12 protein-coding genes are annotated in these 13,828 nt (G+C 72.3%); 4 read left to right on the top strand and 8 right to left on the bottom strand.

The annotated features are described in order from the left end of the window. Positions 1-62: 62 nt before the first annotated feature. Genes CFK41_RS12930 through CFK41_RS12940 form a run of 3 tightly spaced genes read left to right on the top strand, consistent with a single transcriptional unit; the run spans position 63 to position 2,977 of the window. Positions 63-569 carry a LapA family protein gene (locus CFK41_RS12930; RefSeq protein ID WP_096800033.1) on the top strand — a complete coding sequence of 169 codons (507 nt, stop codon included), beginning with the start codon at positions 63-65 and terminating at the stop codon, positions 567-569. A gap of 54 nt (positions 570-623) precedes the next feature. Then, complete coding sequence (locus tag CFK41_RS12935) at positions 624-1,343, top strand: response regulator transcription factor (protein WP_096800034.1); 720 nt, start codon at positions 624-626, stop codon at positions 1,341-1,343. 2 nt (positions 1,344-1,345) lie between these two features. Continuing rightward, complete coding sequence (locus CFK41_RS12940) at positions 1,346-2,977, top strand: sensor histidine kinase (protein WP_227873075.1); 1,632 nt, start codon at positions 1,346-1,348, stop codon at positions 2,975-2,977. Here CFK41_RS12940 and CFK41_RS12945 read toward each other — a convergent pair whose 3' ends face one another. Beyond that, complete coding sequence (locus CFK41_RS12945; RefSeq protein WP_096800035.1) at positions 2,978-3,532, bottom strand: DUF4031 domain-containing protein; 555 nt, start codon at positions 3,530-3,532, stop codon at positions 2,978-2,980. Then, positions 3,529-4,698: a DUF418 domain-containing protein gene (locus CFK41_RS12950; protein WP_096800036.1), complete on the bottom strand. Its 1,170-nt coding sequence runs from the start codon at positions 4,696-4,698 to the stop codon at positions 3,529-3,531. Before CFK41_RS12950 ends, CFK41_RS12945 begins: the two co-directional genes overlap by 4 nt. 452 nt (positions 4,699-5,150) lie before the next feature. Here CFK41_RS12950 and CFK41_RS12960 point away from each other — a divergent pair, with 452 nt between their 5' ends. Then, complete coding sequence (locus CFK41_RS12960) at positions 5,151-6,737, top strand: HNH endonuclease (RefSeq protein ID WP_096800038.1); 1,587 nt, start codon at positions 5,151-5,153, stop codon at positions 6,735-6,737. A 21-nt stretch (positions 6,738-6,758) separates the two neighbouring features. Here the strand turns inward: CFK41_RS12960 and CFK41_RS12965 are convergent, their stop codons facing one another. The 6 genes from CFK41_RS12965 to CFK41_RS12990 form a co-directional block, all read right to left on the bottom strand. Then, positions 6,759-7,730: an RNase H family protein gene (locus CFK41_RS12965; protein WP_096800039.1), complete on the bottom strand. Its 972-nt coding sequence runs from the start codon at positions 7,728-7,730 to the stop codon at positions 6,759-6,761. Between the two features lie 43 nt (positions 7,731-7,773). Further along, positions 7,774-8,808 carry an alcohol dehydrogenase catalytic domain-containing protein gene (locus CFK41_RS12970; protein WP_096800040.1) on the bottom strand — a complete coding sequence of 345 codons (1,035 nt, stop codon included), beginning with the start codon at positions 8,806-8,808 and terminating at the stop codon, positions 7,774-7,776. Then, entirely contained in the window at positions 8,805-9,824 is a 1,020-nt protein-coding gene (locus tag CFK41_RS12975; protein WP_096800041.1) for a GNAT family N-acetyltransferase, read from the bottom strand. Before CFK41_RS12975 ends, CFK41_RS12970 begins: the two co-directional genes overlap by 4 nt. Continuing rightward, complete coding sequence (locus CFK41_RS12980) at positions 9,821-10,582, bottom strand: class I SAM-dependent DNA methyltransferase (protein ID WP_096800042.1); 762 nt, start codon at positions 10,580-10,582, stop codon at positions 9,821-9,823. The genes CFK41_RS12975 and CFK41_RS12980 overlap by 4 nt, the downstream gene beginning before the upstream one ends. Positions 10,583-10,628: 46 nt before the next feature. Further along, positions 10,629-12,584: a glycoside hydrolase family 2 protein gene (locus tag CFK41_RS12985; RefSeq protein WP_096800043.1), complete on the bottom strand. Its 1,956-nt coding sequence runs from the start codon at positions 12,582-12,584 to the stop codon at positions 10,629-10,631. A 114-nt stretch (positions 12,585-12,698) separates the two neighbouring features. After that, complete coding sequence (locus tag CFK41_RS12990; protein WP_096800044.1) at positions 12,699-13,712, bottom strand: LacI family DNA-binding transcriptional regulator; 1,014 nt, start codon at positions 13,710-13,712, stop codon at positions 12,699-12,701. Positions 13,713-13,828 lie beyond the last annotated feature (116 nt).

The following is a 13,828-nucleotide window of genomic DNA, read 5'->3' on the forward strand; positions in this document are numbered from 1 at the left end:
CCTGCCATCCCCATCCCACTGCCGGCCCGTGCGACCAGGCAGCACCCACCCAGGAGATCGACATGACCTCATCCGACGATCCCACCCGCAACGTCCGCCGCGACGATGCCGCACCCCTGGATCCGGCACCGTCGGAGCGCCCGGCCGCTGAGCGTCCGGCCGCTGATCATCCGGCCGACGAGCGCCGCGCCGGCTCCCCCGCCCCGACCGGGCGCCGCGCCGCGGAGCGCCCCGCCGAGGACCGCCCCGCGGAGGACCGCCGTCCCGTCGAGGAGGAGCCCGTCGCCACGGGCGGAGGCGGCAAGACCGCCGGCATGTGGATCGGCCTGATCCTCGGCGCGATCATCCTCGTGATGCTGCTGATCTTCGTGATCCAGAACAACGTCCCCGCCGGCTTCCAGTACTTCGGCGCGGAGTTCGACCTCCCGCTCGGCGTGGCGATGCTGCTCGCGGCGATCGCCGGTGCGCTGGTCATGGCCCTGGTCGGCTCGGTCCGCATGATCCAGATGAGCATGACCATCCGCCGGATGCGCAAGCAGCAGGAGAAGGTCCGCCGCGCCGCCCGCTGACCGCGCCCAGGCGACGTCCAGCCGATTCCCAAGCTCGAGGAGGACGGTGGCCCCATGACATCCCATGAGGACCAGGACTACGAGGCGAGGCTCCTCGTCGTCGACGACGAGCCGAACATCCGCGACCTGCTCGCGACCTCTCTCCGCTTCGCGGGCTTCGAGGTGTTCACCGCATCGACCGGCAACGAGGCGATCCGGGAGGCCACCGAGAACCAGCCCGATCTGGTGGTCCTCGACGTGATGCTGCCCGACATGGACGGCTTCACCGTCACCCGTCGGCTGCGGGACCGGGGAGAGACCTACCCGATCCTCTTCCTCACCGCGAAGGACGAGACGCAGGACAAGGTCGCCGGGCTCACCGTCGGCGGCGACGACTACGTCACCAAGCCCTTCAGCCTGGAGGAGGTCGTGGCCCGCATCCGTGCGGTGCTGCGCCGCACCCACGGCGGGACCGAGAGCACGGTGGACAGCGCCCTGGTGGTCGCCGACCTGCGCCTGGACGAGGACTCCCACGAAGTCCATCGTGCGGACGTCAACATCGAGCTCTCCCCCACCGAGTTCAAGCTCCTGCGCTACCTGATGCTGAACTCCGGCCGGGTCGTCTCCAAGACGCAGATCCTCGATCACGTCTGGGACTACGACTGGTCCGGCGAGGTGGGCATCGTGGAGTCCTACATCTCCTACCTGCGGCGCAAGATCGATGTGATCGGCGACCCGATGATCCACACCAAGCGCGGCATCGGCTACGTGCTGCGCGCCCCCGAAGGTTCCTGAGGTTGGCCCTGCCGAGCCTGCGCACGGAACGACCCGTCTCCCTGTGGACACGGATCGTCGCCCTGATCTCGCTGCTGCTGGTGCTCGGCACCGTCGTCACCGGGAGCCTGTCGCTGTTCCTGCTGAACCGCACGCTCATCCAGTCGGTCGACAACAACCTCCAGTCCGGGATGGGCGAGATGCTGGCGCTGGCCCAGCACGAGCTCTCCGGGGACGACAAGGAGGTGCAGAACAGCGCCTATACGCCGGTGGAGTACGCGGTCGAGATCCGCGATGACGAGGGACGCTCGATCGAGCGGGCCGTGATCCACTACGGGACCGGCAAGGTCACCCTGCCCTTCCCGCGCCTCACCGACGAGCAGATCCTGCAGCGCGGCGGCCGACCCTTCACGGTGCTGGACTCCTCGGAGAACCGCTGGCGCGTGGTCGCGATGCTGAACTCCGCTCCGGAGGGCGGCAGCGTCTACGTGGCCCTGCCCCTGACCGGGGTGGATCGCACGATGCACGAGATGGCGCTGATCATCGTGCTGGTCGGGACCCTCGTGGTGCTGGTGGGCATGGGGCTCGGCGGCTACGTGACCCATCGTGCGCTCGAGCCGCTGCGCGATGTCGAGTCCACCGCCTCCCAGATCGCCGGCGGCGACCTCTCCCAGCGCGTCCCGGTGACCTCCACCAGCCTCGAGGTGCACGACCTGGCACTGTCGCTCAACGAGATGCTGGTGCGCATCGAGCAGTCCTTCGCGGCGCAGTCCGCCTCGGAGGAGCGCGCGACGATGTCCGAGGCGAAGATGCGCCGCTTCGTCGGCGACGCCTCCCATGAGCTGCGCACGCCGCTCGCCGCGATCCGCGGCTTCGGCGAGCTGTACCGGATGGGGGCGCTCCCGGGGAACGACGAGGTCGCCTCGGCGATGCGCCGCATCGAGGACGAGGCCCGACGGATGGGCTCCCTCGTGGAGAACCTGCTGCGCCTGGCGCGCCTGGACGAGAAGCCCCAGCTGGACCTCGAGCCGGTGGACTTCACCGACGCCCTCTTCGACGCCGCCCAGGACCTGCGCGCCCTGGACCCGGGCCGGCAGGTGATGGTGACCTCGCTGTCGGGGACCCCGCTCTCGGTCCAGCCGCATCTGTCGATCGGCGTGCTGGGCGACGAGGCCTCCCTCCGCCAGGTGATCCTGAACCTGGTCGGGAACGCCAACCGGCACACCCCCAAGGGCTCCCCCGTCGAGATCGCGGTGGGCTACCTCTCGCCGGAGCAGGTGCGCATCGAGGTGCGCGACCACGGGGAGGGCATCGACGACGACCAGCGCGAGAAGGTCTTCGAGCGCTTCTACCGCACCGACTCCTCGCGGGTGCGCTCGGCGACCCAGGGCGGCGGCGCGGGGCTGGGCCTGTCGATCGCCGCCTCGATCGTCCAGCAGCACCGCGGGACCATCGGGGTCACGGAGACGGCGGGCGGCGGCGCGACCTTCTGGGTCGAGCTGCAGGGCACCGAGATCGCTCCGGAGCTGCAGGTCGAGCCCGATCAGCGCCGCGCGCTCGGCGCCCCGGCGGAGTCACCGCAGTCGCCGTCGGCAGGACAGTCGCCGTCGGCTGGGCAGTCCCCGTCGGCAGGGGATCCCGGGTCCACGGCCTGATCAGATGCCCGGCGTCGGCGCGTCCATCACCTGTCCTACGAAGCCGCTCCCGGTGCGGGCGCGGGAGAGGGCGTCGAGTCGGTCGAGCATCGCCGCGGCCGCTCGGTGACCTGCGCGATCGTGCGCCTCGATCCGCGCCTCGCCCGCGGGGACGTCCCGGGTGAGGCGGAAGGCGCCGGGCTCCTCGGGCAGCGGATCCACGTGACCGCGCAGCCCGACGAGGAGATCGCGGGGCACCGGCTCGAGGCCGAGCTCGGCGGCGTGCTCGGCGCTGCGCCGTGCACGGGCCGCGGGGCGGTCCCGGAGCTTGATCCGGAGACCGGAGCCGATGAGCAGCCGCGTCAGCTCCCCGTCGCTCACGAAGTGCACGCCCGCCTGTTCCAGGGACTCCCGCGCCGCGGTGGGCCAGTCGTAGTGGTCCAGGTCGAAGGAGCGCGGCGGCAGGCCTGCGCGGGCGGCGACCTCGTGGAGCTCCTCGAGCGAGGTGTCGGAGATCAGGTGTCCCCACAGCATCCCGTGGCGAGGCCAGCGCGGGGTGTCGGCGTGGACGGTCATGGTCGTGCCTCCTTCGGGGCGGCGGAGCCGGCGAGACGGCGCAACAGGTGTTCGAGCGGCCCGCGTCGGCCGCGACGGTGCAGCGCGAGGGCGAGCGGGATCATCCCGAGCCAGCCCAGCACCACGATGCCCGCGGTGGCGGCGCTGCCGAGCCGCGCCCCGAGATCGAGGGCGTACGGCGGGAAGAGCGCCAGGTACAGCACCGACTGGGCGATGTAGGCGCTGAGGGAGACGGCGCCGAGCGCTGCGATCCCCCGCAGCATGACACCGGTGCTGCGATGCGCGACGAGCGCCGCGGCGGCGGCGAGGCCGAGCGCCCCGGCGAGCCCGGTGATCTGGTGGAGGATCCCCAGCACGCCGAGCACCACGGCGTTGTCGAGATGGGCATGGCCCGGGTCCACGAGCAGCACCGCGGTCAGCGGCATCGCGCCGAGCAGACCGACCAGCAGTCCCCAGCGCGCCATCGGCACCAGCAGGTCGCGGTTCGGCACCACGCGCTCGAGGAGGTGGATCCGGGCCGCGACGGTCCCCATCGCCATCGGCGTGAGCAGCGCGATGTCGGTGATCAGCCCGGTCGCCAGCTCGCGCACTGCTCCCTCGGCACGGATCTGCACGGAGGCGAGGTAGGTGGGCGCGGAGGCCGCGGCGTAGCCGCTCTGGCCGCTGAGCCCGATCGTGCCGTCCACCCAGCCCCACACCCCGAGGGCGGGCAGGGCGATGACCCCGGCGAGCGGCAGCGCGAACCGGTTCCGCGGGATGAGCAGCACCACGAGCATGCCGATGAGCGCGTAGGCCACCAGGATGTCCCCGGAGAACAGCAGGATCGCGTGGGCGAGACCGATGCCCAGCAGCACCAGGTGACGCCGGCCCATGCGGGCGAGGAACCGCCTCGTCCCCTCGCCGCGCTCCACGGAGCGGCGGTGCAGCACCCCGATCCCGTAGCCGAACAGCAGCGCGAACAGCGGGAAGCCGCGGTTGTCGACCAGGAGCGCGATGAGCACGTCGGCCGTGCGATCCAGCCCGGTGCCGTCCTGCTGCTTGAGCAGCACCGTCCACTCCCGCCCGTGCAGCCAGCCCACCATGTTCGCCAGCGCGATGCCCAGCAGCGAGAGTCCGCGGGCCAGGTCGGGGCCTGCTGCGCGCCGGGCGAGGGGAAGGGAGGTCATCACCGGGCCGCTCGCCGCGGGATGCTCGCGGCGCGGCCGACGGGGGTGGTCCTCATGGGGTCATGGTCGCACAGGGGGTGCGGGGTCGCGGCGGACTGGTGCACGAGCGGCCGTCAGCAGTCCGATCAGCGCGGCCGCGACATCGATGAGCCCATTCTCCTCCACCATTCCTCACCGGACTCGAAAAGGAGTGCGCAGCAGGATATCTGGTGAATTGCAGACTCTTCTCGCAAATACTCGGGCCCTGGCTTCAGGACCTCTCCTTCCAGAACCATTCCTGCCCATCGACGCCTGTCCGTGGTCGCACGACAGGACCGGCACGACACAAGGAAGATGCCATCCTTTCCTCCACAGAACCCACTCTTCCACATTTCTGTCCACACTCCCACTAGTTATCCACAGATTTCGACGCAGGGGTGGCTCCGCATTCCCTGACCAAATATCATGAGGGCATGAACAAGGCATCGACGAGCAGCGACGGGGACCGCCCCGGTGGGATCACTCCCCGCCGGGATCCCGCCGCGCCGTCGGCCGATGTCCTCGAGGACGTGCTGGGCCGGTTCGCCGAGGTCGAGGCGGGGGCGTCGGCCCGCACCCTGCTCGCGCAGGTGCTCGCGGCGACGCTGATCGCGTTCACGCGGACCAGCTCGGTGCGGGATCCGCTCACCGAGACCGCTCCGGGAAGCGCTGAGGAGGCCCTGGCCGCCCTCGCCGGCATCGGCCACCTGCGCGCCTCGCTCGCCGCCGTCGACGCGACCTGGCAGGTCGAGGCAGAGCAGCGGATCCGTCAGGACGACGCCGCCGAGGGCATGACCCCAGAGAGTCAGGGCCGGGGCGCGGGCCACGAGATCGCGCTCGCCCGCCGGATCTCCCCGGCCGCGTCCTCGTTCTCGCAGGCCAAGGCACGGCGCCTGATCCGCGACATGCCCGGGACTGTGGACCGGCTCTGGTCCGGGATGGTCACGGATCAGCAGGCCTCCACCGTCGCCGGGGCCCTCGACGGGGCAGATCCCGAGACCTGTCGGAGCATCGACGAGCGGATCCGTGAGCATCCCGAGATGCTGCACGGCAAGGGGCAGCGGCGCCTCCACGCCGAGATCCGTGACCTGGTCCAGAAGCTGGAGCCCGAGCGGTCCCGCGAGCGCGCCGACCGTGCAGCACGGGCACGGCACGTGAGCATGACGCCCCTGGACGACGGGATGGCCCGTGTGAGCGCGACCCTGCGCGCCATCGACGCCGTCGCCCTGATGTACTCCCTCCGGACCCGCGCCGAGTCCCTGCGCGCCGCCGGGGCGAAGACCTCCGTCACCGCCCTCGAGGCGGACCTGCTCGTCGAGGACGTCCAGCGGAGCACCCGTGACGCGGAGCAGGACTCCGCCGGGCAGGCACCGCGCCATCCGCGGCCGCAGCCCGGGCTCGAGGTCGGCATCGTCATCACCGACACCGCGCTCCTGGACCGTGAGGATGACGCGGGCACGGCCCGCCTCGAGGGCTACGGCACGATCCCGGCCCACATCGTGCGCGACACCCTGCTCGGGCGCCCGCCGGGGCACCTGCGCCACGACGAGGGCGATCACCCCGACCTCGAGGTCACCGCCTTCTTCCGCCGGCTCTACGCCGCCCCGAGCACAGGGGAACTGATCGCCATGGAGTCCCCCTCCCGGGCCTTCCCTGCCGGGCTCGCCCGGATGCTCCGCTGGCGCGACACCACCTGCCGCACCCCGTGGTGCAACGCGATGATCCGCCACAGCGACCACGCCATCCCCCACCATCGCGGCGGGCCGACGAGCTTCGCGAACGGCCAGGGGCTGTGCGCGCGCTGCAACCTGCTCAAGGAGCACGGTCTGTGGGTCCTGACCCCGCTGAGTCGCGGCGAGAGCGAGCCGGACACGGAGCGGGCGGCGTCACCGCCGGGAGTCTGGGTCTGGAGCAGCCCGCACGGTGCGACCGGAGCGTCCCCCACGCCACCGCTGATCATCACATGGCCGGACGGGCCCGGGGAGGACGACGAACCACCCGGCCCCTCGCCGTCGGGGTAGATCCGCCCCCGTCTCCTGCCGTCAGCGCTCGGCGCCGACCACCGTGCCCTGGTGATGACGCAGCAGCCAGCGACCGTTCTCCTGCACCCACAGGGAGCTGCGGTGAACGGTGCCCCGCCGCTCGTGCGTCGTGTACTGCAGCAGCACCGCACCGGGCGAGACCTCGTCGGCGATGAACTCCTCGGCGTCCACGTCGCCCAGCGGTGCGAGATCGGCGAGGATCTGGTCACGGTCGAAGCGGCGGCCGCTGGCCCCGATCTCCGTGAAATCCGGGTGCAGGAGCTCGGCGGCGCTCGGCGGGTCGGCGCGCAGACGGTCCCCGAGCAGCGCCTGCTCCCGGGCCGTGATCTGCTCGAAGTCGGTGGCGCCGGGAGCGTCGGCGACCAGCACCGTCTCCTCGATCGCGGTCGAGCAGCTCGCCGCCGGCTCCGCGGGAGCCTGGTCGAAGAGGCTGAAGAGATCGTCGCCCGGCCCAGCAGCGATCGGCGCAGCCGTCGTCGGGGCCGCGGTCGACGGCGCGGGACCGCTCCCCCCATACCCGGGCCCGACGTCCGGATCCTGCTTCTTCGAGAAGGCGGTCGCGGCGCCGTTCGCCCGCTTGTCCGCCGCCTCGTTCAGGGCGTGGCCGGAATGGCCCTTGACCCACTCGAACTCGACGCTGCGACCGGCGAGCGCGCGGTCGATGTCCTTCAGCAGCTCGACGTTCAGCACCGGCTTGCCGTCCTTCTTGCGCCAGCCCTTGCGCTTCCAGCCCGGCATCCACTTGGTGACCGAGTTGATGACGTACTGGCTGTCGCACAGGATGTGCAGGTGCTGGTCGGCGTCCACCGCAGTGGCCTCGAGCAGGTCCAGGACGGCCTTCAGCTCGCCCATGTTGTTGGTGCCGTGCGGCCAGCCGCCGGCACGCCACGTCTGGTCGTCGATGTACCAGGCCCAGCCGGCCGGTCCAGGATTGCCGAGGGCGGAGCCGTCGGCGGCAGCGGTGATCGTCATGCGGTCAATGCTTCCACAGCGGCGGGACACCCGAGCACAGCCTTCACACCCAGCGGGCGACCGTCATCCCCGCGCTCGTGGGCGGCTGGTCCATCGCGAGCATCGCCGCGGGCAGCTCGGTCGCGTCGAGCACGCGGCCGACGGTGCCCGCCAGGTCGAGTCGCCCCGACGCGACATCGGCCAGGAGCTCCGCGTACTCCGCGACGGCGAGGCCGTGGCTGCCGAGGATCTGCAGCTCCTGGCCGATCACGCGACCCATCGGCACCGAGGGATCCGCATCCTCGCCGAGCAGCAGCCCCACCTGCACGTGGCGGCCCCGCGGGCGCAGCGCCTCGATCGCGGAGCGGGCGGTGGCGGCGGAGCCGAGCGCGTCGAGGGTGACGTGCGCGCCTCCCCCGGTGCTCTCCCGCACCCGGTCGACGATGTCCGGCCCCACCGGGAGGGCGGTCGCCCCGAGCGCCTCGGCGGCGGCGAGAGCGGCCGGCGAGACGTCGACCGCGACCACCTCGGCCCCGGCGGCGAGCGCGATCATCACGCAGGCGAGCCCGAGCCCGCCGCAGCCGAACACGGCCACGGCCTCCCCGGGATGCACCGCGGCCTGCGCGCGGACCGCGTGATGCGCGGTGCCCACACGGCAGCCGAGCCCGGCGGCGAGGGTCATGTCGATCTCGTCAGGCAGGGCGACGAGGTTGTGATCCGCCTCGATGACCAGGACCTGCTCGGCCCAGGAGCCCTGCAGGTCGAAGCCGGGCTGCTGCTGCTCGGGGCACACCTGGGGCGCCCCGGCGAGGCACTGCTCGCAGCGCCCGCAGGAGAGGATGAACGGCGCGGTGACCCGGTCGCCCACGGCAAAGCGCGTGACCTCCTCGCCGACCTCGCGCACCACGCCCGCGAACTCGTGCCCAGGCACGTGCGGCAGGTGCACGGAGTCGTCGTGACCCTGCCAGGCGTGCCAGTCGCTGCGGCACACCCCGGTCGCGTGCACCGTGACCACGGCGCCGCGGGGCGGGCAGACGGGAGCGGGGATCTCGACGAGCGCCGGCGGGGTGCGGAAGGCGTCGAAGCGGACCGCCCTCACCGCGTCTCCCCCGCCGGCGCCACCGGCTTCTCGTACGTCGCGTACACGTGCTCCTGCTCGAAGCCGAGGGCGTCGTAGAGCCGGGTGGCGCCGGTGAGGGACTCGGCGTCGACCTCGAGCTCGGCGCTCCCGAACCCGGCCACCGCCCCGGCGGCGAGGGTGCGGGCGATGACGGCGCGGGCGAGACCACGGCCGCGGGCCTCGGGCCGGGTCCCGACCAGCGTCACATGGAGCACGCCGGGGCGGTCCTCCGTGGTGAGGGCGTAGGCGAGCACCGTGCCGTCCGCGTCGAGCGCGACGGTGGACAGCTCTCGGCGCGCGGTGTGCAGGAACCAGAAGGTGCTCCACCGGTCCTCGGGGATCGGAGCGGAGCCCCAGTGGTCGGCGAAGGCGGCGAGGTGCGCCTCGCGCGTGGGTTCGCGGAGATCGTCCGACGGGGCGATGATCCGGACCCCGCCCGGCGCCGGGACGTCGATCGGAGCTCCCGGCAGCTCGCGCACCATGATGAGCCAGCTGCGCACCCGGCGGTAGCCGCGAGCATCCAGCAGCGGGCGCACGTCGGCGCCGCCGGTCAGAGGCGCGTCCGCTGCCGCGCCGGGCTCCGGATCGCGCCCGCCGGAGATGCGGAACACGGCCTCGCCGCGCTCCGGGTGGCGCTGCGCGGCGAGCTCGGCTGCACGCTCCTCGGACCAGGCGAGGAGCTCGGCGCCCAGGCCCTGCCGACGGTGATCGGGGTCGACGCCGCCCATGAGCTGGCAGCGCACCCGTCCGTCACGATCCACGCTGTCGTGCACGTCCACGACCACCGCGCCGATCAGGTCCTCGCCGCGCCGCACCGCGAGGGAGTCCAGCGCCAGATCGAGACCTGGCATGGTGAGCCGCTCCCGGGTGCTCGGCTCCTCCACCGGATCGCCGAGCTGGTCGGCGCTGTCGATGCGGTTCAGCAGCGCGGTGAGCGCCGGGACGTCGTCGAGGGTCAGCGGGCTGCGGGTCGTCGCCATATCGGTGGTGGTCACGGCTCCAGTCTAGGGAGCCGGTACACGCTGACGTGGCTGCGGGAGTCCGCGGTGAACTCCGAGCGGTCCCAGTCCGCCCAGCGGCTCTCTAGGGTGAAGCCGGCGAGCTGCGCCATCAGGTCCAGCTCGGACGGCCAGATGTAGCGGTGCGGGGTGCGCCCGATCCGTGCCCCGCGCGCCCCGTCGACGGCCGCCTCGAAGCGCACGTGGTGGGAGACGACCCGCTGGGCGAGGGTGTCGTAGGTGTCCACGAGCAGGTACCCCGGATCGGAGACCTCGACCGTGCCGCCGTGACCGGGTGCGAGGGAGCGCAGCTGCGGCACCCACAGCTCGATCACGAAGCACCCGCCGGGCGCGAGGTGCCGGGCGGCGTTGCGGAAGCAGGCCACCTGCTCCTCCTGCGTGAGCAGGTTCGCGATCGTGTTGAAGACCAGGAAGGCGAGGGAGAACCCCTCCCCCGCGCTCGCGGTCGTCATGTCGCCCTCGGTGACAGGGATCGACCCGGCCCCGACCTTCTCCCGCAGCCGGGAGATCATCGGGGCCGACAGCTCGATCCCCGCCACCTCGACACCCGCCTCGTGCAGCGGGATCGCGACCCGACCGGTCCCGATCGCGAGCTCGAGGGCCCGGCCGCCGCCTGCGAGCTCGGCGAGGCGCTGGACCGTCGGCCCCAGCACCTCGGGCGCGAAGGCCCCCTCGCCGGGGGTGTCGTACTCGGCGGCGGCCTGGGCGTCCCAGAGGCGTGACTGATCGATCATCGGCCCATCGTGGCCCTGTCCCGGCGGGAGGTCACGCGATTTACGCTCAGCCCTCGCCCTCGTAGGCGGCCGTGCGCTGCTGCACCTCCCGCAGCCGGGCGAGATCGAGCTTGCGCCCGCGATGGAAGTCGACGACGCCGTTCTTCTCCTGGAACACGTCGGTCATCTGGGTGTAGCAGTAGGCGAACATCAGCGGATCCTCGAGCAGCACCCGGGTCAGCCCCTCGAAGCGCTCGTAGAGCTCCTCCTCGCTGCGGATCCGCTGGCCGTAGCCCCAGGACTCCGCGGCGTTGTTGCCCGCACGGTCGGCCTCCTCCGCCTTCCGCGCCTCCTCCTCGTTCCACCAGATGCCGCCGTACTCCGAGACGAAGTAGGGCTGACCCGCATACGGCAGCGAGAACGCGCCGTCGGCGAAGGGGAAGTCGTCGGGCCCCAGATCCCGGCGGTTCGCGAAGGGCTGCCCGTCGGCGAGACCGGACTGCTCCTCGCGGAAGCGCTCCGGATCCTGTTCGTAGGAGTGGGAGTCGTAGATGTCGGCGCCGCGCACGCGATGGGAGTAGCCGGAGGCGTCGAGCACCGGGCGGGTCGGATCGGCGAGCTTGGTCGCGTCGTACATCGCCTGGGTCACCGCGTCGAGCTGGGTGATGCGGTCGTGCATCAGCTGGTGGGTCTCGTTCAGCGGGCACCAGCCGATGATCGAGGGGTGGTTCAGGTCGCGCTGGACCGCCTCGACCCACTGGCCCACGAAGGTCGCCGGCGGCTGCTGGTTGTCGCCGTCCGGGCCGAAGCCGTGCACTCCCCAGTCCCCGAACTCGCCCCAGGTGAGGTAGCCGTGCAGGTCCGACCAGAAGTGCATGCGCTGCTCGAAGACCTTCTGGTGCAGGCGGGCGCCGTTGAACCCCGCCTCGAGGGACAGGCGGATGTCGTCGGTCATCGCCGAGTCGGTCGGGGAGGTCATGAACGACTCCTCCCAGTAGCCCTGGTCGAGCACCAGGCGCTGGAAGACCTTCTCGCCGTTGATCCGGAACTCGTGGTCGCGCAGCGAGGTCGAGCGCAGTCCCGCATAGGAGCGGACCTCGTCGAGCGCGCCGCCGTCCGCATCGAGCAGACGCACGACGAGCGCGTAGAGCTCGGGCGCCCCGGGGCCCCACACGCGCACCGCGTCCTCGGGGATCACCAGCTCGAGGTGCGGTGCGAGGTCGAGATCGGCGCGCACCTCGGCGCGGGCCACCTCGTCCCCGCCGGGGACGGAGGCGACGACCTCGAGGCGGGTGCCCGCGGCGGTCCGGGCCAGCGGCACGTCGAGCGCGAAGGAGCGCCCGCCGAGGGAGGGCAGGATGCGCAGCGAGCGGATCTCGTCGGCCGGGACGCCCTCGAGCCACACGCTCTGCCAGATGCCGGTGGTGCGGTGGTAGTTCGCGGCGGTGGGCCGGAACTCGTGGGACTGCTTGCCGCGCGCCTGCGGGACGCCGTGGGGGTCCCGGGCGCGGACCACGATCTCGATCTCGGCGCCGGGGCCGACGCCCTCGACCCCCGAGAGATCCGCGGAGAAACCGGTGAAGCCGCCGCGGTGACGGGCGACCTCGACCCCGTTCGCCCAGACCGTCGCGTCCTGGTCCACGGCCTCGAAGCGCAGGATCGGGCGCAGGCCCTCCCACTCGGCGGGGACGGTGACGGAGCGGCGGTACCAGACCGCCTCGAGGTAGTCGCGGTTCCCGATCCCGGAGGCCTCGGTCTCCGGGGCGAAGGGCACCAGGATCTCGGAGTCCAGGTCGCGCTCGAGCAGACCGCGGTCACGGCCGGAGTCGCCCTGATCGATCTCGAACTGCCAGGTCCCGTTGAGGGTGAGCCAGGTGGGGCGGTGCAGCTGGGGGCGGGGATGCTCGGGCCGTGGCACGTCGGTCACCGCGGAGAGCGGCGCGTCCAGCTGGGCGGCGAGCTCGTCCGCGCGGGCGAACAGGGCGGCCAGGGGCTCGGGCAGGGAGGTGGGCTGTGCGGTCACGGGGCGGCTCCAGAGAGGGATCGGCACTGATCGTTCCCGGCCATTCCATCGCATCCACACCAGGATTGCAACGTGAGAATGCAGGGTGGTCCCGCTGCGCTCCTCCCGCTGGGATCAGCCGGCGGCCCCCGTCGAGCCCCTCTCCACGAGCCGGTGACCGACCACCGTCTCGACACCGGTGCCCGTGCCGTCCCCGGGCGCGCCGAGAGCGGCGTCCAGCGCGGCGGCGACGAGTCCCTCGAGGTCCGGGGCGACCGTGGTCAGCGAGGGGCGGGACCAGGCGGCCTCCGGGATGTCGTCCCAGCCCACCACTGCGACCTCGCCCGGGACGTCCACTCCGTGCGCGACGAGGGCCGAGAGGGCGCCGAGCGCCAGCAGGTCGTTCCCGGCCACCACCGCATCCACCTCGAGTCCCTGGCGCAGCACCTCCTCCATCACGTCGCGGCCGGACTCGCGATCCCAGTCCGCCGCGGGCCGGACCAGCTCGGGATCCAGCGAGAGCCCCGCGAAGCGCAGGGCCGCGCGCATGCCGGCCAGACGGTCCGTGGCCGTCGAGCGCACCTCCGACTCGCCGCCGAGGAACATCACCCGACGCCTGCCCTGGTCGACCAGGAGGTGGGCGATGTCCGCCGCGGAGGCGACGTTGTCGATCGCGACATGGGAGACCTCGGCCGCGGCGGGCAGTCGCTCACCGAGGAGCACCACCCGATGGGAGCCGGTGTTCTGCAGATCGGCCGGGGTGAGCGCCCCCGGGGAGATGATCACCGCATCCACCGGCCGCGGGGTGTGGCCGCGCACGTGGGCGCGCTCGGTCCCGGCGTCGCCGAAGGAGACCTCGACGCTGACCGTGTACCCGCGCTCCTTGGCCGCGCCCTGCATCCGCTCGGCGAGGCGCGCGAAGTAGGGGTTCTGCAGCTCCGGCACCACGAGGGCGAGGGCGCGGGTGGGCCCGCCGCGCAGCTCCAGGCCCGCACGATTGGGCACATAGCCCAGCTCCTCGATCGCCTGCTTCACCCGGGCTCGGGTCTCCTCGCGCACGACGGGTCGTTCGTTGACCACGTTCGAGACGGTCTTCCACGACACCCCGGCGCGCTGGGCGACGTCCTTGATGCTCACGCGGCGCGCCATGCGTCCTCCTGGGGGTTCGATCCGGGAGTCAGATTCCTGCTCCTGCGCTCGAGGATAGCGAGCCGGTGGTATGTCACAACGGCGCGCCGTGCCGTCGCCACCGCGATGACCGCCGC

This window comes from Brachybacterium ginsengisoli, from assembly GCF_002407065.1.
GTDB classification, from domain to species: Bacteria; Actinomycetota; Actinomycetes; order Actinomycetales; family Dermabacteraceae; genus Brachybacterium; species Brachybacterium ginsengisoli.

Excerpts from the sequence above, each read along its gene's own strand:
- CFK41_RS12930 (WP_096800033.1), top strand. The coding sequence starts at position 63 with ATGACCTCATCCGACGATCCCACCCGCAACGTCCGCCGCGACGATGCC.
- CFK41_RS12935 (WP_096800034.1), top strand. The coding sequence starts at position 624 with ATGACATCCCATGAGGACCAGGACTACGAGGCGAGGCTCCTCGTCGTC.
- CFK41_RS12945 (WP_096800035.1), bottom strand. The coding sequence starts at position 3,532 with ATGACCGTCCACGCCGACACCCCGCGCTGGCCTCGCCACGGGATGCTG.
- CFK41_RS12950 (WP_096800036.1), bottom strand. The coding sequence starts at position 4,698 with ATGACCTCCCTTCCCCTCGCCCGGCGCGCAGCAGGCCCCGACCTGGCC.
- CFK41_RS12960 (WP_096800038.1), top strand. The coding sequence starts at position 5,151 with ATGAACAAGGCATCGACGAGCAGCGACGGGGACCGCCCCGGTGGGATC.
- CFK41_RS12965 (WP_096800039.1), bottom strand. The coding sequence starts at position 7,730 with ATGACGATCACCGCTGCCGCCGACGGCTCCGCCCTCGGCAATCCTGGA.
- CFK41_RS12980 (WP_096800042.1), bottom strand. The coding sequence starts at position 10,582 with ATGATCGATCAGTCACGCCTCTGGGACGCCCAGGCCGCCGCCGAGTAC.
- CFK41_RS12990 (WP_096800044.1), bottom strand. The coding sequence starts at position 13,712 with ATGGCGCGCCGCGTGAGCATCAAGGACGTCGCCCAGCGCGCCGGGGTG.